The sequence below is a fragment of the Sinorhizobium sp. RAC02 genome, assembly GCF_001713395.1.
Taxonomy (GTDB): domain Bacteria; phylum Pseudomonadota; class Alphaproteobacteria; order Rhizobiales; family Rhizobiaceae; genus Shinella.
In genome coordinates, this window is the sequence record NZ_CP016452.1 from 1,399,805 (window position 1) to 1,420,810 (window position 21,006).

Consider the following 21,006-nt stretch of genomic DNA (forward strand, 5'->3'; position numbering starts at 1 on the left):
AACAAATAGAGAACATAACTCTTTTCAATCCGGGAGCTGCCACGCCGATGTCCGCCTTCGCCGCCCGTGCCGTTGTCGCCGACCTGCGCGACCGCATCCGGCAGTTCGATGGCCGTACGGCGCGCGACCGGGCGGTGCTGCCCTTCGGCGTGCCGGAAATCGACGACCGCTTGCCGGGCGGTGGGCTGGCGCTTGCGAGCCTGCACGAGGTATGCGGCGGCGGCAACGACGCGGTCGAGGGTGCTGCCGCCATGCTCTTTGCCGCAGGGATTGCGGCGCGCACCAAGGGGCAGGTGCTGTGGTGCCTGACACGGCCAGACCTCTTCGCGCCGGCTCTGGCGCAGGCGGGGCTTGCGCCGGGCCGGGTGATCTATGTGGAGGCGGGCGACGAGAAGAGCCTGCTCCTCTGTTTCGAGGAGGGGCTGCGCCATGGCGGGCTCGGCGCGGTGGTAGCGGAAGTGGCGCGGCTGTCGATGACCGCCTCGCGCCGCCTGCAACTGTCTGCCGAAGCCGGCAGTACGCTCGCCATTGCGCTGCGACGTTCGCGCCACCGGGCGGAGGCGGATGCCTTTGCCCAACCATCCGCCGCGGTAACGCGCTGGCGGGTTGCCGTCCGCCCGTCCGTCGCCCTTCCCGTGCCCGGCATCGGCCGGGCGCAGTGGCATTTGCAACTTGTGCGCTGTCGGGCTGGCGCGGTAGCAGATTTTGACGTGGAGGCCTCCGATGCCGAGGGTCGTATCGCTTTTTCTTCCCGGCTGGCCGATCGATCGCCTGAGACGCACCTTGGGCGCTTCGGCGCCTCCGCTTGATGCGCGCCTTGTGCTTGTCGGTCGTGACGGCGCGCGCCGCATCGTCACGGCGGTGAGCCGGCCTGCCGAGCAGGCGGGCCTGCGCGTCGGCATGCCGCTTACCAAGGCCCATGCGCTCTTGCCCGACGTTATGACCATGCCGACCGACCCCACGGCGGATGCGGCGGCGCTCAATCGCCTGGCGCTCTGGGCCTTGCAGCATTACGCGCCCATCGTCGCACCCGACCCGTCGGATGGCCTGGTCATCGACACGACCGGCGCCGACCATCTGCACGGCGGCGAAGAACGCATGCTGACCGGCCTCGTCAACCGGCTCGGCGCCTCCGGCATCGCCGCCCGCGCCGCCATCGCCGATAGCTGGGGCGCGGCCCACGCCGCCGCCCGTTTCCGCGCCGATCCCGTCTGCATCATTGCGCCCGGCGCGACGAGCAACATGGTAACGCCGCTGCCAATCCCCGGGCTCAGGATCCCGCCGGATATCGTGACAGGCCTGCATGTGCTGGGCTTTGCCACGATCGGCGACGTGCTCGCCGTGCCACGCGCGCCGCTCGTCCTGCGTTTCGGCCCGCTCCTCGGCCGCCGGCTCGACCAACTGCAAGGCACCATCTCCGAACCCGTCGATCCGCTCCGTGATCCCGAGCTTGCCAGCGTGCGAAAAGTCTTCGGCGAACCCATAGGGGCGCCCGAAACCATCGCGCGCTACACGACAAGCCTCGTCCACGACCTCTGCCTGGCGCTGGAAAAACGCGGTCTCGGTGCCCGAAGGCTCGATCTCCTCTTCCACCGCGTCGACAATTCGCTCCAGGCGATCCGCGTCGGCACGGCGCAGCCCGTTCGGGATGAAAAGCGGCTCACCCGGCTCCTCTCGGACCGCATCGAGACGATCGATCCGGGTTTCGGCATCGAGATCATGGACCTGACCGCCACGCTTGCCGAACCGCTCGTCCTGCAACAGGCGGTCTCTTCACTGATCAAGGAGGAACAGGCGGACATTGCCGGCCTTGTCGACGTGATCGCCAACCGCATCGGCGCGCGCAGGCTTTACCGCATGGCCCCCGTCGAGAGCGATGTGCCCGAACGCTCCGTCCGTCGTATCGCCCCGCTTGCCCCGGATGACGGCGCGACCTGGCAGGGCCGCTGGCCGCGCCCGTCGCGCCTGCTCGCCCGGCCCGAGCCGATCGAGGTCATGGCGCTTCTGCCGGACCACCCGCCGGGCGCCTTCACCTGGCGCGGCGTGCGGCGGCTGGTGAAGCGCGCCGACGGCCCCGAACGCATTTTTGGCGAATGGTGGAAGCGCGATGCCGAGCTTGCCGCCGTGCGGGACTATTTTCAGGTCGAGGATGCTTCTGGCGAACGCTTCTGGCTCTTCCGCTCAGGTGATGAACAGCAGGTGGCGAACGGCGTGGGCCGCTGGTTCCTGCATGGGGTTTTTGCATGAAACCGCGTTATGCCGAGCTTCAGGTCACGTCCCACTTCTCCTTCTTGCGGGGTGCGAGTAGCTGTGCGGAGCTGTTCGCCCAGGCCAGCGCCCTCGGCATCGAGGCTGTGGCCGTCATCGACCGCAACAGCCTTGCCGGTGTCGTCCAGGCCTTCAAGGCGGCGAGGGAGCTTCCGCCGGATGTGGCACAGGTACGTCTGGTGGTCGGCTGCCGCCTGGATCTTGTCGACGGCATGTCGCTGCTCGTCTACCCGACCGACCGTGCCGCCTATGCCCGCCTCTGCCGCCTGCTCACCGTCGGCAAGAAGAAGGCCGGCAAAGGAAAGTGCCATCTCGACTGGGCGGATGTCGTGGAATGGAACGAAGGCCTGCTCGCCGTGCTGGTACCGGACGACGCGGACGAGACTGCAGCCTTTCATCTGCGCCGCCTGCGCGAAACCTTTCGCGATCGCTGTTATCTCGCCCTCACGCTTCGCCGCCGGCCCAACGACCAGATGCGGCTCTTCGACCTCTCCAACCTCGCCATCCAACACCGCGTCCCCACCGTCGTCACCAACGACGTGCTCTACCACGAGCCCGGCCGCCGCATGTTGCAGGACATCGTCACCTGCATCCGCCACACCGTCGTCATCGACAATGCCGGTTTTTTGCGCGAACGCCACGCCGATCGTTACCTGAAGCCGCCAGCGGAAATGCACCGGCTTTTCGCGCGCTACCCGGAAGCGCTCGCCCGCACGCTGGAGATTGCGGAGCGTTGCCGGTTTTCGCTGTCCGAACTGGAATATCAGTACCCGGAAGAGAAGACGCATCCGGACCTCACGCCGCAGGAAACGCTGGAGAAATATACGTGGGAGGGGGCGGCTTGTTGGTATCCCGACGGCATACCGGAAATGGTCCGCAGGAAGCTCAATCATGAATTGACGCTCATCGCGAAGATGAAATATGCCCCCTACTTCCTCACGGTGAATTCGATCGTGCGTTACGCCCGCTCCATCGACATCCTCTGCCAGGGCAGGGGGTCGGCGGCCAACAGCGCCGTCTGTTTCGTTCTCGGCATCACCTCCATTAAGCCAACGGTGAACGGCCTCCTCTTCGAACGTTTCGTCTCGGAACAACGTGGCGAGCCGCCTGATATCGATGTGGATTTCGAGCACGAGCGCCGGGAAGAGGTGATCCAGTGGATCTATGAAACCTACGGCAAGCAACAGGCAGCCCTTTGCGCTACGGTCATCCGCTACCGCTCGCGGGCAGCCATGCGGGATGTGGGGCGTGCACTCGGCATGCCGGAGGATGTGCTGAAGGCGCTGTCATCGCAGGTCTGGGGCTGGTCCAACGATGTTCCGCAAACCCATGCGCAATCGGTGGGGCTCAACGTGGACGATCGCCGTATCCGGCTGCTTTTCGAGCTGGCCCGGCAATTGATCAATACACCGCGCCATCTCTCGCAGCATCCCGGCGGCTTCGTGCTGACGCGTGACCGGCTGGATGACCTGGTGCCTATCGAGCCTGCGGCCATGGATGACCGGCAGGTGATCGAGTGGGACAAGGACGACATCGAATATCTGAACTTCATGAAGGTCGATGTGCTGGCGCTCGGCATGCTCACCTGTATGCGCCGCGCCTTCGATTTTCTGACGGAGCACAAGGGAGAGAGCTATACGCTCGCCACCATCCCGGCAGGAGACGAGGCAACCTACGAGATGATCTCGAAAGCCGATACGGTCGGCACGTTCCAGATCGAGAGCCGGGCACAGATGTCCATGCTGCCGCGCCTTCGGCCGAAGGAGTTTTATGACATCGTCATCCAGGTGGCCATCGTGCGGCCGGGGCCGATACAGGGGGATATGGTACATCCTTATCTTCGGCGGCGGCAGGGATTGGAGAAGGTTGATTATCCCAGCCCAGCCTTCAAAAAGGTTCTGGAAAGAACACTCGGCGTGCCCTTGTTCCAGGAGCAAGCGATGCAGGTGGCGATCGACTGCGCCGGCTTCACGCCCGGCCGGGCGGACGAACTGCGCCGCGCCATGGCGACCTTCAAGCAAACGGGTGGGGTCAATAAGTTCCGGAAGGAACTCGTCGAGGGCATGGTCAGTCACAACCACCCGCGCGACTTCGCCGAACGCATGTGCCGCCAGCTCGAAGGTTTCGGCTCCTACGGCTTCCCGGAAAGCCACGCCTATAGCTTCGCCATCATCGCCTATGCCTCCGCCTGGGTGAAATGCCATCATCCGGATGTCTTCTGCGCGGCCTTGCTCAATTCGCAGCCGATGGGGTTTTATGCCCCGGCACAGATCGTGCGCGATGCGCGCGAGCATGGGGTGGAGGTGCGGCCTGTCTGCATCCACAAAAGCCGTTGGGACTGCACGCTGGAACCGACGGAAGAGGCGGGACGGTTCGCCGTCCGCCTTGGGCTGCGGCTGGTGAAAGGGCTCGACAACAAGGCGGCGGCCAGGTTCATCGCTGCCCGCGAGGAGGAGCCTTTCGCTTCCGTCGACGATTTTTGGCGTCGTTCAGGCCTTTTCGCCGATGCGCTGGTGCGGCTTGCCGAGGCGGATGCTTTCCTGCCGTCGCTCGGCCTTTCCCGCCGCGAGGCGCTCTGGGCGATCCGAGGCCTGCGGGACGAGCCGTTGCCGCTCTTTACCGCCGCTGCCGAGCGCGAGGCGGCAACCGTTCCGGAAATCAGCGAACCCGCTGTGACGCTCCGCCCCATGGCGACGGGGGGCGAAGTCGTGGAGGATTATGGGCATGTCGGTCTGACGCTCCGGGCCCATCCGGTCAGCTTTCTGCGTGAAAGCCTCGCGCGTCGCCGTATCGTCACCTGTGCAGAGGCCACGCGACTGCGCGACCGCCGGAAAGTCGAAACGGCCGGCATCGTGCTTATCCGCCAGCAGCCGGGCTCGGCCAAGGGCGTCATCTTCGTGACGATCGAGGACGAAACGGGCATCGCCAATCTTGTCGTCTGGCGGAAGGTCTTTCTCACCTATCGCCCCATTGTGATGGGCGCGCCGATGATTGGCGTCAAAGGCTATATCCAGCGGGAAGGCGAGGTGGTGCACCTCGTCGTGCAGCACCTCACCGATCTTTCCGCGGATTTTGCCACGATCGGCCGGCGCGGGGCCTCGGGACCGGAGGGCGCAGGACAAGTGGAAACCATCCGCGTCAAATCCCGCGACTTCCATTGAGGACGATTCCAGCAAAGACCACCGATTTGCACTGAGAGGGAGCAGCCCCTCACATGAAATCGCGTGGGATTGCCTTCTCGAATGTCTTCTCGAAAATCTGCGCCTCACCCTCGAAGGCACGGACGGAGGCCGAGATCAGCCAGTCCGTCGCTGTGCAGGCGATGGTTGCCGTCGAAACCGTTCGCACGAACCAGCCGGGGCGCTGCATGTCGCAGGTCCAGATGGAGGTGCCGGTCATCGACAGCGGGTCGTCTTGCCCGATCGACCAGAGTTCGTCGCGCACCTGCCGCGTGGCAAGCCCCGTGCCCGGATGTTCGAAGAGGCCGGTATCCTCGTAGATCGAATATTCGGTGAGGCCATTCGTCAGGTCGCGTTCGACGCCGCGTGCCGTTTCGCCGGGCGCAAGCTCGGTATATTTCGGCAGCGGATCTGGATTGGCCGGCTCGGGGATAGCGATGACCTTATGTGCGCCGAGTTTCGGCAAAGCCAGGCCGAGCGACGCGAGGTCGATCGTCACGTCGGCATCCGTCGGCGGCGGCAGCACCATCGGCCAATAGGCGGTCGAGAGCGACAGGCGGATGCGATGGCCAGCTCGGAAACGGTAACCCATGGCGTCGAGCACGAGGCGGATTCGGGTCTTCTCGCCCCTCGGCATGGCTTTCGGCTCGGCATTGCCGTCGCGGTGCGCAAGGTTCACGACACCGAAGGTGACGCGCGTCGCGGTGCCGTCCGGATGCACGTCGACGAGGCGGGCGCAGAGATTGCCGATCTCGGCCTCAGTGGAAACATCGAGTTCCAACACCGGCTGGCCAAGGAAGTCCTGGGGCTCGGTGAGCGGCGGCGTCTCGATGATGAGCGAGCCGGCATCGTCGAGGCGCTGGTCGAGCGCCATCTCTGCATCCGGCTTCAGCGTGAACCATTCACCGGCCATGATGCCGGTATCGAGCGGTGATTTCAGATAACGGTCATGACCGGAAGCCCCGGCAATCGGCATTCCGGGCGTGAGCGTGCCATACTGCTCCACGTAGAAGGTCGCCATCTGCGGCGTCTGCCAAGTATCCTTGGCAATCCAGAAGCCGGGATCGACCTCGCGGCGGAGCGCGGGACGGGCGGCGTCCTGGATATAGGCGCGGATTTGCGGGGTGCTTTCAGCACCGTTCTCTTCACCCCCCAGCCACCGGTTCCACCAGGCGATGGCCTCGCCATGAAAATCCATGCGCGGCTTCGGCCAGGCAAAATGCGGATATTTGTGAACCCAGGGTCCGATCAGTGCCTTGGCCTTGTCGCCCAGCCCCTCAACCGCCTTCAGCGGTGTGCTGCGATAACCATCCGCCCAGCCGGCGATCACGAGAGCCGGCACGGGAAAGCCGGAAAAATCCTCGCAGATCGAACCGTGTTTCCAGAATGCGTCGCGACGCTGGTGTTGCAGCCATTCCTCCAGGAAGAAGGGCTCGTTTTCCAATCGCTCCAGCCACATGTTCTTCCAGCGGTCGCCGACGATGTCCGGATCGGGCGAGCGGGACTGGTAGGCGAGCATGGTCGCGGCCCAGGAGAGTTGGGCGGATAGGTGCGTGCCGTTCTTGTAGTGAATGTCGTCGTTGTAGCGGTCGACGGTGGAGGCGATGGAGATGACGGCCTTCAGCGCCGGCGGCTTGAGGGCCGCGACCTGCAGGCAGTTGAAGCCGCCCCAGGAGATACCCATCATGCCCACGGAACCGTTCGACCACGGCTGCGCCGCGATCCAGGCGACGAGTTCACAGGCATTGGCAAGTTCGAGCGGCGTGTATTCCCCATCGATGACGCCATCGGATTCACCCGAGCCGCGGATATCGACACGCACGCCGGCAATGCCGGCGGCCGCGAAGACCGGATAGGTCGATTCATCGCGCGGGCTGGTTCCGTCTCCCTTTCGGTAGGGCAGGAACTCGAAGACGGCAGGCACGGGGTCTTGTTCGGCGTGCTCCGGCATCCAGATGCGGGCCGCAAGCCGCGTACCGTCGGCAAGCGTGATCCATTCGTTTTCGATGACGGTGAAGGCACGAGATGTCATGGGCAATCCTCTTCAGCGCTTCTTTATGGAGGGCGTGCTGCGGACGGGCAATACGATGGTTTTGACGTGCCGTGTCGCTTTTGCACGGGACCGCCGCCGCTTGCCCGGCCCGGAAAACTCGCCTACGAAAATGAGGGGCGAGCAGGGAGGGGTACCATGCAGGATCAACAAGCGGCGTCGAACGACAGCGCTCGGCTGGATGAGCCGCAGCGTGCCTATCGAATCCTGATCGCTGATCTCGTCGGACTGCGGTTCGATGCAGAGGGCCTGCCCGATCCCAGCGAGGTGAAGGCCCATATCGAGGCGCGGGGCGGCGTCTTCCATGACGGCGGCTATCAGCGCGAAACGCTCCCGCCGGGCATCCATTTCTTCTACACTCCCGATCTCAGTGCAGAGGTCGAGATCATCGCGCAGACGGCCGATGGCCGGTACGACGCGCTGATTGCCGCCGCCACGTTCATCCCCAAACAGGCGATCTTCCCGCTCGGCGGCGTGCGCATCGGCGCGGGCACGGGCAATATGGGCTCAGCCTCCTGGGGTGGTGGCGATGGTGAGGGCGGTGCCGCGCCGCTGATGAACACGCCTGGCATCAACAGCCGCGCGACGGCGCAGATGGTGATGAAGGCGATCATGAAGGTCATGCCCGATTTGCCGGTCGACCTTCTGCACCAGCGCGTTGCAGCGGGTGATTTCGATACCGGCCGCGACCTCAAGTCCTACCCGACCGCCAAGCTCGAAGGCCGCCGCATGGCGGTGCTCGGTTATGGCAATATCGGCCGCGAAGTGGCAAAACTCGGCCGTGCCTTCGGCATGGACGTCGTGATCTATGCCCGTGCAAAACACCGGCAATGGATCGAAGCCGAGGGTTTTGACTATGCTGAGACACCGGTGGACGCCGCCCAGGGCGCCGACGTGCTCTCCGTCCATGTCGGGCTCGGCCGGTTCGATGTGGCGACCCACATCCATGCCAATGCGGGCATCGTTGGCGAGGCGGTGCTATCGGCAATGAACCGGGGCGCGATCGTGGTGAATTACGATCGCGGTGAGGTGGTCGATGTGAGCGCGCTCGACCGGGCGATCGCCTCGGGGCAGGTGCGCCACGCCGCCATCGACGCCGACCTTTTCAAGAACGCGACGAGCGGCGCCTTGAACGGCCCCATGCAGCCCTATCTCAAGCTCGCTGAGCGGCATCCGGGCAAGCTGGAATTGCTGCCGCATGCGGCGGCCGACACGGATCATCCGTCGCGGGTGGCGGGTGCCTGCCAGGCCGTCGACCAGATCATCGATGCCATCCGCTATCGTCGTGTGACCAATCTGAAGGGTGATCTGCCGGAAAATTATGTCGATGCGGGCGCGAAGGTGCCGCCCGGCATCGGACGTGTCACGACCGCAGTGTTGGCGGCGGCGGCCGTCGATCCGCGTTTTGCGGAACTACATGACATTTCCCGCGAGATTGCCGATACGCTCGAGGCCATCGTGGAAGCGGTGGACGAGGGGATGACGCACCAGCCGGCCGATGGCGACGTTGCCGCGCTCACCCATTTGCTGCTGCGCCAGCGCCGCCTGATAGAAGCGCTCGGCCTGGACGGGCCGGCGGGCGGGTAGGGCGCGGAACTTTCGCGCTCACCGCAAGTTGCTTCCCTGATACGATATCAGGGAGTGCCAGCCATGACCCATCAGCAAGATGAACGCGGCGATCCGTTGACCCGCACCCATGATCCCGCCCGCAAGCACTATGCCGCAAAGGAGAGTCGTCAGGGCGGCCTTGGCCGGCCGGTGCTGAAGGTGCTCGGCATCAGCCTCGCGCTTGCGCTTCTCGTCTGGGGCGGAGTCGAGATCTGGGGCGAACGGGTTGACCCCACAGATCCGGTCGATGCGTCGCAGACATCCTCCACCGCAGGTGGGACGCCGACGCAGGATACGATCGACAATACGGTTCCGGGCGGGAGTGAAGCCGTACCGGCAGACCGAGATTCGACCGCGCAATCCGGCTCGGGTGGCGATAGCCAGCGCGTCACGCCGGATGGCACGGCCTACTGAATGGACGACGACTGAGCATCGGCCGGCCCCTTAGGGATGCCGGCCGTACTGCTGCATGACGGCTATAAGCTGGTCATGTTTGATCGCATCGATGCGGAAGCGATCATGTGGCGTACCGCCGCTATCTTCCGCCGCCAGCATGGCATTGACCACCGCCTCTTCCACGCTATCCACCGCCGCCACATAAATCGGATCGAGATGTTCGTCGTTGATGATCTCGAGGCCGAGCATGGCCGGGGCCTTGTGCGCCATGGGCTGGGGATTGGCGGTCGAGAAGGCAAGGAAGATATCGCCGGAATTGTTGCCGCCGGGCGTGCCGTTGCGGCCGATGCCGATGGCGGCGCGGCGGGCGAGGCGCTTCAACTGGTGCGGCGCCATCGGCAGATCCGTGGCGATGACGACGATGATCGAGCCGCGCTCCTTGAGCTGGCTTTGCGGCGTGTTGTCCTGGAGATGTTTTCCGACAGGCACGCCGCAGATCGTCAACCAGTCGCGCTGGCCGTGGTTGGCCTGAACCAGCGTACCGATCGTGTAGTCCTTGCCGCCGCACGTGACGACGCGCGATGCAGTGCCGGTACCACCCTTGAAGCCATAGGTGATCATACTTGTGCCGCCGCCGCAATTTCCCTCTGAAACCGCGCCGCGCGAGAGGTTTTCAAGGGCTCCGCGCACGTCCGCTTCCGTCACGGGCAGGCCGTTGATGTCGTTCAGCACGCCGTCATAGGTCTCCGCGATGACCGGCATCAGCCAGAGGAAATCGCCAACCTCGTAGGTCGAGGCATAGCGCTCCAGCATCCAGCGGGTCGTCGCATGATGGGTGATGCCGACGCCGTGGGTGTTGGTGATCATCACCGGACCCAGAAACGTGCCGCCGTCCTCGATCCAGTGGGTGCCGGTCATCTCGCCATTGCCGTTGAAGCGGTGCACGCCGGCATAGACCGGGACAGGCGTCTCACTTTCGTTATGTGGCAGGATAGCGGTGATGCCGGTGCGCACCGGCAGCTTGCGGCCGGGTCGCGGCGTCTCTTCCTGGATTGTGCGGAAGCCGACGGCGATGCCCTCGACATCGGTGATGGCATTGAGAGGGCCGGTGCGGCCGGTGAAGGGCAGGCCGAGGGCGCGGGCGCGGGGTTTTGCTGTCTGGGTCATGGTCATTTCTGCCGGGAGCGAAGGTAGAGGCCGAGCGAGGCGATAACGAAGGAGAAGGTCAGCATCATCACCGCGATGGCGTTGATCTCCGGCTTGATGCCGCGCCGGAGCATGGCGAAGATGAACATCGGCAGGGTCGTCACATCGACGCCGGCGATGAAGTAGGTGATGACCAGGTCGTCCATCGAGATGATGAAGGCGAGCAGTGCGCCGCCGACGATACCAGGCAGGAGCTGCGGGAAGACCACCCTGCGGAAGGTCGTCCATTCGTTGGCGCCGAGATCGGCCGAGGCGTGCTCCAGCGTGCGGTCCATGCCGGCAAGCCGGGCTGAGACGACGATGAAGACATAGGAGATCAGGAAGGTGCACTGACCGATGATGATTGTGGTGAGGCCGAGGTTCACACCCGCATTGACGAAGAAGATGAGGAGCGCAATGCCAAGCACGATATCCGGCATCAGCATCGGCATGAACATGATGACGCGGTAGAAGCGGCGGCCGAAAAAGTCGAAGCGGTAGAGAGCGATGGCGATCGCCGTGCCGAGTACTGTTGCGATGGTCGTCGTGGAGGCGGCGATCATCAGGCTGTTCCAGACGGCCTGCAAGAGCTGGTCGGTCGATTCGATATAAAGCGCGCTTTCCGAAATCGCCGTCTTGAACCCGAGGACCTGGGCGTACCAGTCGGTGGTGAAACCGGTCCAGGTCATCATGTTGATCGGGTTGGAATTGAACGAATAGACCGCGATCAGCACCAGCGGGATGTAGATGAAGGCAAAGAAGAGCGCGGTGTAGCCGATGAGGCTGCCGCGGGCGAGGGAGGCGAGGATTTTCATGGACGGCTCTCCCTCAGCGACCGGTCGCGGCATCGATGCCGCGGCGGCCGGACACGATGACATAGACGAAGAGCAGGACCAGCATGACGGCCATCACCATCATGGCGAGGGCTGAGCCGAACGGCCAGTTGCGGGCGGCGAGGAACTGCTGCTCGATGAGGTTGCCGAGCATCATCACCTTCGCCCCACCAAGGATGGCCGGCACGACGAAATTGCCGAGCGCCGGGATGAAGACGATCACCGCTCCGCCGGCAATACCGGGCGCTGTCAGGGGCAGGATGATGCGCAGAAAGGTGCGGATCGGCCCGGCGCCGAGATCGAGCGACGCGCGCACCAGCGTCCAGTCGAGCTTTTCGACGCTGGCATAGACCGGCATGAACATGAACGGAATGAAGATATAGACCATGCCGAGGATGATCGCGCCGTCCGTATAGATCAGCTCCAATGGCCGGGCGATGACGCCGGTGTTCAACAGTACGGAATTCACGAGACCGGTCTGGCGCAGGATCAGCACCCAGATGAACAGGCGCACGATGAGGCTGGTGAAGAAGGGCAGCGTGATCAGGAACAGGCAAAAATTCTTCCAGCGTTCGGAAAGCCGGCTGATGCAGAAGGCGGCCGGGTAGCAGACGAACAGTGTCGCAACGACGGTCAGCGCCGCGATCTTCAGCGAGCGCAGGAAGATGGCGATGTAGACCGGGTCGAAATCCTCGAACATCGGGTCGGCGAAGCCCAGGATGCGGCCGTAATTGTGCGGATACCAGGTCCATTCCACCCCGCCGTAAAGGCCGGGCGCCAGAAAGCTCGTCACGATCATGATGGCGAGCGGGCCTAGGAAGAAGACCGCGAGGAACAGCGAGACCGGCCCGAGCAGCAGGCCGAGCTGGGCGCGGCGGCGAAGCGCAATCGACGACATGTCAGGCCGCCTCCGCCGGAATGAGATGCACCGCTGCCGGATCATAGGCGAGACGCGCGCGGCGCGACTGTTCGATTTCACCCACAAGGTTACGGCGGGTCGCCGGAATTTCCGCGATGACGCGTCGGCCCGTGGCGGTGCGGCCGAACAGCTCGAAGGTGGAGCCGACGAAGACGATCTGTTCGAGATCGACGTCTAGGCTCGGCGAGGCATCGCCCGACTGGGCGATAAAGAACTGTTCCGGGCGGATGAGCGCGGTTGCGGTGCCCATTGTCTCCGCCTTGGCATGCGTGATGGAAAGACCGTCCGCCGTTAGCAGCTGTCTGCCGATCGCTTCGCCCTCGAAGAGGTTGCTGGCCCCGACGAAGGTGGCAACAAAGCTGTTCTTCGGCTGGTCGTAGATGGCGCGTGGCGTGTCGAGCTGCTGGATACGGCCGCCGGACAGCACGGCCACACGGTCCGACATGGTCAGCGCCTCCTGCTGGTCATGCGTGACGAAGATGAAGGAGATGCCGAGTTCGTGCTGAAGCGTCTTCAACTCGATCTGCATGGCCTGCCGCAGGTTCTTGTCCAGCGCGGATAGCGGCTCGTCGAGCAGCAGCAGTTTCGGGCGGGCAATGATGGCGCGGGCGAGCGCCACGCGCTGCTGCTGGCCGCCGGAAAGCTGGCGCGGCTTGCGGCCCTCCATGCCCTCGAGGCCGACCATGCGCAGGGCGTCGGCGACGCGTTTGGTACGTTCTGCCTTCGCCACACCGGCCACTTCCAGCGCATAGGCGGTGTTTTCGCCGACCGTCATGTGCGGGAACAGCGCGTAGTTCTGGAAGACCGTATTGACCGGCCGACGATACGGCGGCCGGTCGGTGATGTCTTCGCCGTCGATCAGGATACGGCCGGCATCAAGCTCGACGAAGCCGCTGATCGCCTGGAGCAGCGTGGTCTTACCGCAGCCGGATGGTCCGAGCAGCGTCAGGAATTCGTTGCGCGCGACATCGAGGTCGATCGCGTCCAGCGCCGTGACGGTCTGGCCTTCGGGCGTGGCAAAGGCCTTCGCCGCCTTCTCCAGGCGGACTATGGAATCTCGCATCGTCGTTCCCCATTATGTTATAAAAATAACGCTTGTGCGATTTGGATATCTGGATACCATTTACGCATCCAAGTCAACGGCCGACAGAAGCCGGGACGGGAACAGACGGCGCAAAGGAAAGCGCCGGGGCCTCGACGGGCCAAACCATCAGAGGAGACTATCGATGACAAAATTTGATCGTGCCGGCGCATCCGGTGTTCGCGCATTGGCGCGCAATACCGCCTTCTCGCTTGCCGCCCTCGTGGCAAGTGCGGGCATGGCAGGTGCCGCCGAACTCAACGTCTACAACTGGGGCGAATACATCAATCCGGAGGTTCTGAAGAAGTTCGAGGAGGAGACCCAGATCAAGGTCAACCTCTCGACCTATTCCTCCAACGAGGAAATGCTGGCGAAAATCCAGGGCGGCGCCACGGGCTATGACGTCGTCTTCCCGTCCGTGCACATGCAAGACATCATGGCCAAGCTCGACCTGCTCGAGAAGACCGACATCAACACCTATGAAGGCTTCAAGAACATCGATCCCGCCTTCCTGCGCGCGAAAAGCGACCCGAAGGGCGAATATTGCCTGCCCTATGCCTGGGGCTCGGTCGGCATCTTCTACAACCGCACGATCCTCGGCAAGGACATCACCGGCTGGAAGGATTTGATCGAGACGGTCAAGGCCAAGGGACTGAAGTTCACGCTGCTCGACGACATGCGCGAAGTGCTCGCGGTCGGCCTCATGCTGAACGGCCACAAGATCAACTCCACCGACCCGGCCGAATTGCAGCAGGCGGCGGACACGATCATCGCCATGAAACCGGACGTCGCGGCCTTTACCTATGACACGCGGCCGATGGTGCAGTCTGGCGACGTGGCGGCCGGCCATTTCTTCGTCGGTGCCATGGTCGATGTCTTCGGTAACGAGAAGGACCTCGGCTACGTGATCCCGGAAGAGGGCGCGACCATGTACCAGGAGGATGCCTGCGTGCTGAAGAGCGCGCCGAACAAGGAAAATGCCATCAAATTCCTGCAGTTCTATACGCGTCCGGAGATCGTTGCGCTGAATGTCTCGCAACAGACCAACGGCACGGCCAACGTTCCGGCGCGGCAATTGACCCCGGAAAAGATCAAGAATAGCAAGGAGATCAATCCGCCAGCGGAAACGATGGCGCGTCTCCAGATCTTCGAGGATCTCGGTCCCGCGCTGCGCCAGCTGGACCGGGTCTGGACGAAGGTGAAGACCGCGCAGTGACAGCGCTGGCCCGCCTGTCTCCGGATGGGCGGGCTTCGAGGAGGGGCGACGTGTCGAAACGCATTGTGAAGCTCGTACAGTCCGATGACCTCCGGCGGTCCAAGTCCGACAAGCTGATCGCCAACTATATCGAGCGCAATATCGCCGATCTGCCTTTCGAGACGGCGCGTTCCATCGCCCAGCGCCTCGAACTTTCGCCGATGACCGTCGGCCGCTATCTGCGCCGCATGGGTTTTGATGGCCTTGATGAGTTGAAGGGCGAACTGCGGCATGGCAGTTCCAACCCGGCCTGGCAGGTCAAGGGCCAGGTCGACCGGCTGGAACAGGACCGCAAGGAGGGCAAGCTGCTCGCCGGCCTCATCCAGCAGCAGATCGACAATCTTGGGCAGATCTACGAAATCACCACCGCGCCGGAATGGCAGCAGACGATCGACGCGCTCATCGGTGCCAGCGAGGTCTATGTCGCGGCCTACCAGAATGTGCGCGGCATCGCCCAGTATTTTGCCAGCCAGCTTTCTTATACCCGCTCGCGCGTCCAGTTCGTCGATGGCGTCAACGGCACCTATGCCGAAGTGCTCGACGGTTCCGTCGAGGGGCGGCTGCTCTTCCTGCACGACGTGCGTCGCTTCGCCGCCAAGGCGCGGCCGCTGGCGCTGGAAGCGCGGCGCGCCGGCGTCAAGGTCGTGCTGCTCACCGATGAATTCTGCCCCTGGGGGCCGGAGGTCTCCGATATCTGCCTCGTCGTACCCGGCTCGCACGGGCCGCTGTGGGATGGTGCCGCCACCATGACGGCCGTCATGGACCTCATGCTCAGCAACATCATCGTCGTGATGGGCGAGGCGGTGAGTGAACGCGTCGATACGCTGACCCGCCTGCAGGATGTCTTCGGGGATTTCGAGACCTGACGGCTATCGCGCCTTGACGCTGCCGAGTGGCGCGGACTAAGGATGGGCCGACGGTTCCCTGACGGATGACTCCCAGGGGATTAATAGGGAACACGGTGCGGACGACCCAACAGGGACCCATTCCGTGGCTGCCCCCGCAACTGTAGGCGGATTGCCGCCTGTCCTCGGACGCGTTTATGCGTCATGCCACTGCGGTTTTCCGCGGGAAGGCAGACAGGCAGCAGATATCCGTGAGCCAGGAGACCTGCCGTCATAGCAACAATCCAAGTCACGGGCGGGGATGCCCGGAACGGAGACGCCATGACGATTTTCGCTGCCACCCCTGGCAGATATCTACTCGTTTTCTCCCGACCGCAATCGATCCGCTCCTGTTGGTGCGTCGGCTAGGCTTCTGCCTGCCGTCGTGTCCCTCCGCGCCTTTTGCGCAGTCCTTCATCCGGGAGAAACCCATGACCATCTTTGCCGCGGCCTCACGTGCCGCCCCTCTGCTTTCGTTCGTTGCCGGCACGGCAGCTTTTGTTCTCTCCTCGGGTGCGGTCCACGCCGCCGAAACCCAGTATCCGCTGACGTTCGAGAATTGCGGCCGCCCGGTCACCTTCGAGAAGGCGCCGGAGCGTGCGGTCTCGCTCGGCCAGAGCTCGACCGAAATCCTCTACCTGCTCGGCGTCGGCGACCGCATGGTCGGCACCGCGGTCTGGATCGGCCCGGTTCTGACCGGTTACGAGGAGGCCAATGCCAAGGTCGAGCGCCTTGCCGACAATGATCCGAGCTTCGAGAGCGTCGTCGCCAAGAAGCCGGACCTCGTGACGGCGCAGTTCCAGTGGCATGTCGGCCCGGAAGGCATCGTCGCGACGCCGGAACAGTTCGAGGAATTGAAGATCCCCGTCTACACCTCGCCGGCCGATTGCATCGGCAAGGACAATACCGGCGGCGGCGACGGTGTGCGCAAGACGGTCTTCACCATGGACCTTATCTACAAGGAAATCAGCGAACTGTCGCAGATTTTCAATGTACAGGATCAGGGTGAGAAGGTGATCGCCGAGCTCAAGGCCCGCGAGGCCGCGGCCCGCAAGAAGATCGCCTCTGCCGATGGCAAGCTGTCCGCCGTCTTCTGGTTCTCCAGCGCCGAACTCGACATCGACCCCTATGTCGCCGGCCGCAACGGCGCGCCGGGCTACATCCTGTCTGCGCTTGGCATCAAGAACGTTATCGAGAGCGACGAGGAATGGCCGACGGTTGGCTGGGAAACCGTTGCCAAGGCCGATCCGACCATCATCGTCGCCGGCAAGATGGAACGCCGCCGCTTCCCGGCCGATGACGTTGCCGTCAAGCACAAGTTCTTGAAGGAAGATCCGGTCGCCAGCCTGATGCCGGCGGTCAAGAACGGCTATGTGGTCGACATGGACGCCCAGGCGATGAACCCGACGATCCGCACCATCGAGGGCATCGAAGTGCTCGCCGACGCGGTCGAAAAGGCTGGCCTCGCCAAGTGATGGCAGATCGCCCCCTCTTGCTCCGGACGGGCGCCGCTTTCGCGGCGCTCGTGCTCCTGCTTGCCGCACTCGGTGTGGGCGCGGCGGTTGGCGAGACGGCAATCCCGCTCGATGTCGTGGGGAAGACCGTGGCGAACCGTCTTTGGCAGGCGGGTTATGCGCTGGAGCCGATCGACGAGGGCATCATCTGGAACTACCGACTGAGCCGCGCCGTGGTCGCCGCCTGCTGCGGCTCGGCATTGGCGCTTTCCGGCGTGATCCTGCAATCGCTGCTGCGCAATGCGCTTGCCGATCCTTATATTCTCGGCATTTCGGCTGGTGCCTCGACCGGCGCCGTCGCCGTCGCGATCCTCGGCATCGGTGCCGGCATGCTGACGCTGCCGATCGGCGCTTTCATCGGCGCGCTTGTCGCCTTCGCTCTGGTCAGCGTTCTGGCCGTGCGCGCCGGGCGCGGCACCAGCGCGATCATTCTGGCAGGCGTCGCTGGCTCACAGCTCTTCAACGCGCTCACCTCCTTCATCGTCACCAAAGCGGCCAATGCCGAGCAGGCGCGCGGCATCATGTTCTGGCTGCTTGGCAATCTTTCCGGCGTGCGCTGGCCGGATGTCTGGCTGGCGCTGCCGGTCGCGCTTGCCGGCCTGCTCGTCTGCCTGTGGCATGCCCGCGCGCTGGACGCCTTCACCTTCGGAACCGAATCGGCCGCCTCCCTCGGCATTCCGGTGCGCCGTGTTTACGTCGTGCTGATTGCCATTTCCGCGTTGATGACGGCCGTCATGGTCTCGATCGTCGGCTCGATCGGCTTCGTCGGTCTCGTCATTCCCCATGCCGCCCGCATGGTCGTCGGCGTGCGCCACGGCTTGCTGCTGCCGGCCTCGGCGCTGATCGGCGCCATTTTCATGATCGCCGCCGACGTGCTGTCGCGCGTCATCATCCCCGGCCAGGTGCTGCCTATCGGCGTCATCACGGCGTTGTTCGGCGCACCAGCCTTTGCGCTCATCTTAAGTCAGAGGAGATCGGCGCTATGACACTGGTTGCAAACGGACTTTCCTGGTCGGCGGGTGGCACAAAAATCCTGTCGGATGTCTCACTCGACGTGCGCCCCGGCGAATTCCTCGGAATCATCGGCCCGAACGGGTCGGGCAAGACCAGTTTGATGGCGCTCATCGCCGGCATCCGCAAACCGCAGCGGGGCGAGGTGACGCTGGACGGCAAACTGCTTTTGGCGCACGGGCGGCAGGCGATCGCGCGGCGCATTGCCTTCGTCGAGCAGCAAGCGGAAACGACGGAACGCATCACGGCGCGCCAGGCCGTCGAACTCGGCCGCACGCCCCATCTGGGCGCGCTAACACCCTGGTCGAAGGCGGATGATGCCGTCGTCGACCGGGCGCTGGAGGAGGTGGACATGGCGCATTTCGCCAACCGTCTCTGGCACACGCTGTCCGGCGGCGAGCGCCAGCGGCTGCATATTGCCCGCGCGCTTGCCCAGCAATCGCCGATCCTTCTGCTCGACGAGCCGACCAACCATCTCGACATCGGCCACCAGATCGGCCTGCTCCAGCTCGTGCGTGAACAGGACCTGACCGTGGTCGCAGCGCTTCACGACCTCAACCATGCCGCCATGTTCTGTGACCGCATCGCCGTGATGCAGGCAGGACGCATCGTGGCCCTCGGCGCCCCCGCCAAGGTGCTGGAGCCGCAGCGTCTGCACGACGTGTTCCGCGTCACCGTCGATATCGAGCGCGACAGCGCTGGTGGCTGCTTCATCCGTTACCGCCGGCCCAATCCGCGACCGGCCAAACTCAAGCTCGTTGCAGAGGCAAGATGAAAATCCGGCTCCTTCTCGCCGCGGCCGTGATGGCCGTTCTTTTCCATTCCCTTCCGGCCGCTGCCGAGACGTTCAAGGTCGAGATGCGCAACCGTGGCGAAAAGGGCTCGATGGTGTTCGAGCCGGATTTCCTGGCGATCAAGCCGGGCGACAGCATCAAGTTCATCGCCACCCACAAGAGCCACAATGCCGCGAGCATCGACGGCATGGTTCCGGAGGGCTATGCCGGCTTCAAGGGCAAGATCAATGAGGAGATCGAGGTCACCTTCGACCAGCCGGGCTTTTACGGCATCAAGTGCTCGCCGCATTTCGGCATGGGCATGGTCATGCTCGTGAAGGTCGGCGAGGCGGAGTTGACCGATGCGATCCGCACGGTCGAGGTACCGGCCCGCGCCCGGCCGCGCTTCGACGACCTTTTTGCCCGCGTGGATGCGGGCGAGGGGAAGTGATGCACGGCGCGCTTTCCAACAGCAATCTCAAGGAAGACATCCGGGACTACTGGTCTCGCCGCTCGGAGACCTTCGACTTCGCGTTCGGCCACCGCATTCCGCAAGGGCCGGAATTCGACGCCTGGGCTGCGGCAATCCGTGAACGGCTCGGCCCGGAGCCGCGTCGCGTGCTGGAGCTTGCCTGCGGCACTGGCGAGGTGACGCGCCTGCTGCTCTCGCTCGGCCATGAGGTGACGGCGCTCGATTTTTCCGAGGCGATGCTGGCGGTTGCGCGGGAAAAACATGCCGGCGCGAAAAACCTTCGCTTCCTGCTTGCCGATGCGGAAAACCCGATGGAGCCGGACGAGAGCTATGACGCGATCGTCTGCCGCCATCTTGTCTGGACTTTGACCACGCCGGAACAGGCCTTTGCCGAATGGTACCGCATGCTGAAACCCGGCGGCATGTTGCTGTTCTTCGATGGCGACTGGGCAGCGCCTACCCGCGTCGGCCGTCTGGCGAGCCGCGCCATTGCCATCATCGACAGGTTCGCTGGTGTCGATCCGTTCTATGACGGCGCGATGAGCGACCGGCACTCCAGCATCATGGAGCGTCTGCCGTTTGGTGACGGCCTGCGCGTCGAACGCGTTTTGCCACTGCTCGAAGCGGTCGGTTTTCGGGATATGACGATCGGCTCCCACGCGCCGATTGCGGCGGCACAACGCCGTACGGCTAACCTGCGCAACAGGCTGCGCACGCTGCTCTACCGCCGCTTCATCCTTTGCTGCCGGAAGTAGCATCGGGCTCCGGCTCCACCGTGAGCTTGACCCGGTCGGCGGCAAAGCGCGTGCGGGAGAACTGGATCGGCGTGCCGTCGAGGTCCGTATTGACGGCCGTCGCCACCAGGATGATCGCGCCAGGCGAGAGTTTCAGGTGCCGCATGTCGTCGCCCTCCGCATGGATGGCGGATATTTCCGTTGAACGACGCACGTAATCCGGCACACCGAGTTCGCGGAAGGCAGCGGTGACGGAGCGTGTCCGCTCGTAGATCCCGCCAATCTCGGCGAAGCGGTCGGCCGGGAAATAATGCGTCCCGCGCGAGATCGGCCGTTTGTCGGCGCTGTTGACGGTTTCCATTCGCACGCACAGCGTGCCTGCCGGCAATCCCAACGCTTCCGCGACGACAGCGGGTGCGACCTCCGTGATCGCCTCCAGCAATCTACCTTCGATATCGCGTGTCTGATTGCCGAGTCCCTGCGAAAAGCGGGTGCGCCGCGAGATCGGGAAGCGCAGGCGGTCGCGCCGCTCGATGCGCGTGCCGATACCCTGGATCGGTCGAACGATGCCTTCTTCCGCCAGTGCTGCAAGCGCACTGCGCACCGTGTGCCGGTTCACGCCGAAGCGGCTCGCCAGCACCACTTCCGGCGGCATCATGTTAGTTTCGTCGAAATCCCCGTTGTTGATCGCCAGCCGCATGCGGTCCGCGATCTGCCGCCAGAGGGCGACGCCCGATTGCCGCTCTACCATTTTGTGCCTGTCATACCCTTGTCACGCGCCCCCGTTAAGACAAGACTTAGATGTTCGGTTGTCTAGATTAATAGACATTTGGAGAAATGACAA

General features: G+C 64.0%; 17 protein-coding genes, 1 pseudogene and 1 riboswitch. Of the genes and pseudogenes, 12 read left to right on the forward strand and 6 right to left on the reverse strand.

Annotated features, from left to right (window positions below):
* Positions 1-47: 47 nt before the first annotated feature.
* Genes BSY16_RS27505 through BSY16_RS27515 form a run of 3 tightly spaced genes read left to right on the forward strand, consistent with a single transcriptional unit; the run spans position 48 to position 5,429 of the window.
* Positions 48-809, forward strand: a complete 762-nt coding sequence (locus BSY16_RS27505) for an ImuA family protein (protein WP_069062949.1) — start codon at positions 48-50, stop codon at positions 807-809.
* On the forward strand, positions 724-2,247 hold the full coding sequence (locus BSY16_RS27510) for a Y-family DNA polymerase (RefSeq protein WP_069062950.1): 1,524 nt from the start codon (positions 724-726) through the stop codon (positions 2,245-2,247). The genes BSY16_RS27505 and BSY16_RS27510 overlap by 86 nt, the downstream gene beginning before the upstream one ends.
* Positions 2,244-5,429 carry an error-prone DNA polymerase gene (locus BSY16_RS27515; RefSeq protein WP_069062951.1) on the forward strand — a complete coding sequence of 1,062 codons (3,186 nt, stop codon included), beginning with the start codon at positions 2,244-2,246 and terminating at the stop codon, positions 5,427-5,429. The genes BSY16_RS27510 and BSY16_RS27515 overlap by 4 nt, the downstream gene beginning before the upstream one ends.
* A gap of 49 nt (positions 5,430-5,478) precedes the next feature.
* Here the strand turns inward: BSY16_RS27515 and BSY16_RS27520 are convergent, their stop codons facing one another.
* Positions 5,479-7,479 carry a CocE/NonD family hydrolase gene (locus tag BSY16_RS27520; RefSeq protein ID WP_069062952.1) on the reverse strand — a complete coding sequence of 667 codons (2,001 nt, stop codon included), beginning with the start codon at positions 7,477-7,479 and terminating at the stop codon, positions 5,479-5,481.
* A 192-nt stretch (positions 7,480-7,671) separates the two neighbouring features.
* On the opposite strand from BSY16_RS27520, the pseudogene BSY16_RS27525 reads away from it, so the two are divergent.
* Together BSY16_RS27525 and BSY16_RS27530 are read left to right on the forward strand one after the other, a co-directional pair.
* Positions 7,672-9,084: pseudogene (locus BSY16_RS27525) on the forward strand (NAD(P)-dependent oxidoreductase); the annotation flags it as partial.
* A 63-nt stretch (positions 9,085-9,147) separates the two neighbouring features.
* Positions 9,148-9,519, forward strand: coding sequence for a hypothetical protein (locus tag BSY16_RS27530; RefSeq protein WP_069062953.1), 372 nt, complete (start codon positions 9,148-9,150; stop codon positions 9,517-9,519).
* A 30-nt stretch (positions 9,520-9,549) separates the two neighbouring features.
* On the opposite strand, the gene BSY16_RS27535 is transcribed toward BSY16_RS27530, so the two are convergent.
* The 4 genes from BSY16_RS27535 to BSY16_RS27550 are packed head-to-tail and all read right to left on the reverse strand — an operon-like array spanning position 9,550 to position 13,501.
* Positions 9,550-10,674, reverse strand: coding sequence for a DmpA family aminopeptidase (locus tag BSY16_RS27535; RefSeq protein ID WP_069062954.1), 1,125 nt, complete (start codon positions 10,672-10,674; stop codon positions 9,550-9,552).
* The gene (locus BSY16_RS27540; protein WP_069062955.1) at positions 10,671-11,501 is read right to left on the reverse strand and encodes an ABC transporter permease; all 831 of its coding nucleotides are present in this window, start codon (positions 11,499-11,501) and stop codon (positions 10,671-10,673) included. The genes BSY16_RS27535 and BSY16_RS27540 overlap by 4 nt, the downstream gene beginning before the upstream one ends.
* Positions 11,502-11,514: 13 nt before the next feature.
* The gene (locus BSY16_RS27545) at positions 11,515-12,417 is read right to left on the reverse strand and encodes an ABC transporter permease (protein ID WP_069062956.1); all 903 of its coding nucleotides are present in this window, start codon (positions 12,415-12,417) and stop codon (positions 11,515-11,517) included.
* A gap of 1 nt (position 12,418) precedes the next feature.
* The gene (locus tag BSY16_RS27550) at positions 12,419-13,501 is read right to left on the reverse strand and encodes an ABC transporter ATP-binding protein (protein WP_069062957.1); all 1,083 of its coding nucleotides are present in this window, start codon (positions 13,499-13,501) and stop codon (positions 12,419-12,421) included.
* Positions 13,502-13,757: 256 nt separating this feature from the next.
* Between BSY16_RS27550 and BSY16_RS27555 the strand changes: the two genes are divergently transcribed.
* From BSY16_RS27555 to BSY16_RS27585, 7 genes are all read left to right on the forward strand, one after another.
* Entirely contained in the window at positions 13,758-14,735 is a 978-nt protein-coding gene (locus BSY16_RS27555) for a polyamine ABC transporter substrate-binding protein (RefSeq protein WP_286157359.1), read from the forward strand.
* A 50-nt stretch (positions 14,736-14,785) separates the two neighbouring features.
* Positions 14,786-15,640 (forward strand): MurR/RpiR family transcriptional regulator, encoded by an 855-nt coding sequence (locus BSY16_RS27560; RefSeq protein WP_069062959.1) that lies wholly within the window; start codon positions 14,786-14,788, stop codon positions 15,638-15,640.
* A 34-nt stretch (positions 15,641-15,674) separates the two neighbouring features.
* Positions 15,675-15,906: riboswitch (cobalamin riboswitch) on the forward strand.
* Positions 15,907-16,125: 219 nt separating this feature from the next.
* Positions 16,126-17,133, forward strand: a complete 1,008-nt coding sequence (locus BSY16_RS27565) for an ABC transporter substrate-binding protein (protein WP_069063743.1) — start codon at positions 16,126-16,128, stop codon at positions 17,131-17,133.
* Positions 17,133-18,158: a FecCD family ABC transporter permease gene (locus tag BSY16_RS27570; protein WP_069062960.1), complete on the forward strand. Its 1,026-nt coding sequence runs from the start codon at positions 17,133-17,135 to the stop codon at positions 18,156-18,158. Before BSY16_RS27565 ends, BSY16_RS27570 begins: the two co-directional genes overlap by 1 nt.
* Positions 18,155-18,958, forward strand: coding sequence for an ABC transporter ATP-binding protein (locus BSY16_RS27575; protein ID WP_069062961.1), 804 nt, complete (start codon positions 18,155-18,157; stop codon positions 18,956-18,958). The genes BSY16_RS27570 and BSY16_RS27575 overlap by 4 nt, the downstream gene beginning before the upstream one ends.
* The gene (locus tag BSY16_RS27580; protein WP_069062962.1) at positions 18,955-19,407 is read left to right on the forward strand and encodes a pseudoazurin; all 453 of its coding nucleotides are present in this window, start codon (positions 18,955-18,957) and stop codon (positions 19,405-19,407) included. The genes BSY16_RS27575 and BSY16_RS27580 overlap by 4 nt, the downstream gene beginning before the upstream one ends.
* Positions 19,407-20,183 carry a class I SAM-dependent methyltransferase gene (locus BSY16_RS27585; protein WP_069062963.1) on the forward strand — a complete coding sequence of 259 codons (777 nt, stop codon included), beginning with the start codon at positions 19,407-19,409 and terminating at the stop codon, positions 20,181-20,183. The genes BSY16_RS27580 and BSY16_RS27585 overlap by 1 nt, the downstream gene beginning before the upstream one ends.
* Here BSY16_RS27585 and phnF read toward each other — a convergent pair.
* Positions 20,161-20,913 (reverse strand): phosphonate metabolism transcriptional regulator PhnF, encoded by a 753-nt coding sequence (phnF, locus tag BSY16_RS27590; RefSeq protein ID WP_069062964.1) that lies wholly within the window; start codon positions 20,911-20,913, stop codon positions 20,161-20,163. The genes BSY16_RS27585 and phnF overlap by 23 nt on opposite strands.
* Between the last annotated feature and the right edge of the window lie 93 nt (positions 20,914-21,006).

Excerpts from the sequence above, each read along its gene's own strand:
- BSY16_RS27505 (WP_069062949.1), top strand. The coding sequence starts at position 48 with ATGTCCGCCTTCGCCGCCCGTGCCGTTGTCGCCGACCTGCGCGACCGC.
- BSY16_RS27510 (WP_069062950.1), top strand. The coding sequence starts at position 724 with ATGCCGAGGGTCGTATCGCTTTTTCTTCCCGGCTGGCCGATCGATCGC.
- BSY16_RS27515 (WP_069062951.1), top strand. The coding sequence starts at position 2,244 with ATGAAACCGCGTTATGCCGAGCTTCAGGTCACGTCCCACTTCTCCTTC.
- BSY16_RS27520 (WP_069062952.1), bottom strand. The coding sequence starts at position 7,479 with ATGACATCTCGTGCCTTCACCGTCATCGAAAACGAATGGATCACGCTT.
- BSY16_RS27530 (WP_069062953.1), top strand. The coding sequence starts at position 9,148 with ATGACCCATCAGCAAGATGAACGCGGCGATCCGTTGACCCGCACCCAT.
- BSY16_RS27535 (WP_069062954.1), bottom strand. The coding sequence starts at position 10,674 with ATGACCATGACCCAGACAGCAAAACCCCGCGCCCGCGCCCTCGGCCTG.
- BSY16_RS27540 (WP_069062955.1), bottom strand. The coding sequence starts at position 11,501 with ATGAAAATCCTCGCCTCCCTCGCCCGCGGCAGCCTCATCGGCTACACC.
- BSY16_RS27545 (WP_069062956.1), bottom strand. The coding sequence starts at position 12,417 with ATGTCGTCGATTGCGCTTCGCCGCCGCGCCCAGCTCGGCCTGCTGCTC.
- BSY16_RS27550 (WP_069062957.1), bottom strand. The coding sequence starts at position 13,501 with ATGCGAGATTCCATAGTCCGCCTGGAGAAGGCGGCGAAGGCCTTTGCC.
- BSY16_RS27555 (WP_286157359.1), top strand. The coding sequence starts at position 13,758 with ATGGCAGGTGCCGCCGAACTCAACGTCTACAACTGGGGCGAATACATC.
- BSY16_RS27570 (WP_069062960.1), top strand. The coding sequence starts at position 17,133 with ATGGCAGATCGCCCCCTCTTGCTCCGGACGGGCGCCGCTTTCGCGGCG.
- BSY16_RS27575 (WP_069062961.1), top strand. The coding sequence starts at position 18,155 with ATGACACTGGTTGCAAACGGACTTTCCTGGTCGGCGGGTGGCACAAAA.
- BSY16_RS27580 (WP_069062962.1), top strand. The coding sequence starts at position 18,955 with ATGAAAATCCGGCTCCTTCTCGCCGCGGCCGTGATGGCCGTTCTTTTC.
- BSY16_RS27585 (WP_069062963.1), top strand. The coding sequence starts at position 19,407 with ATGCACGGCGCGCTTTCCAACAGCAATCTCAAGGAAGACATCCGGGAC.
- phnF (WP_069062964.1), bottom strand. The coding sequence starts at position 20,913 with ATGGTAGAGCGGCAATCGGGCGTCGCCCTCTGGCGGCAGATCGCGGAC.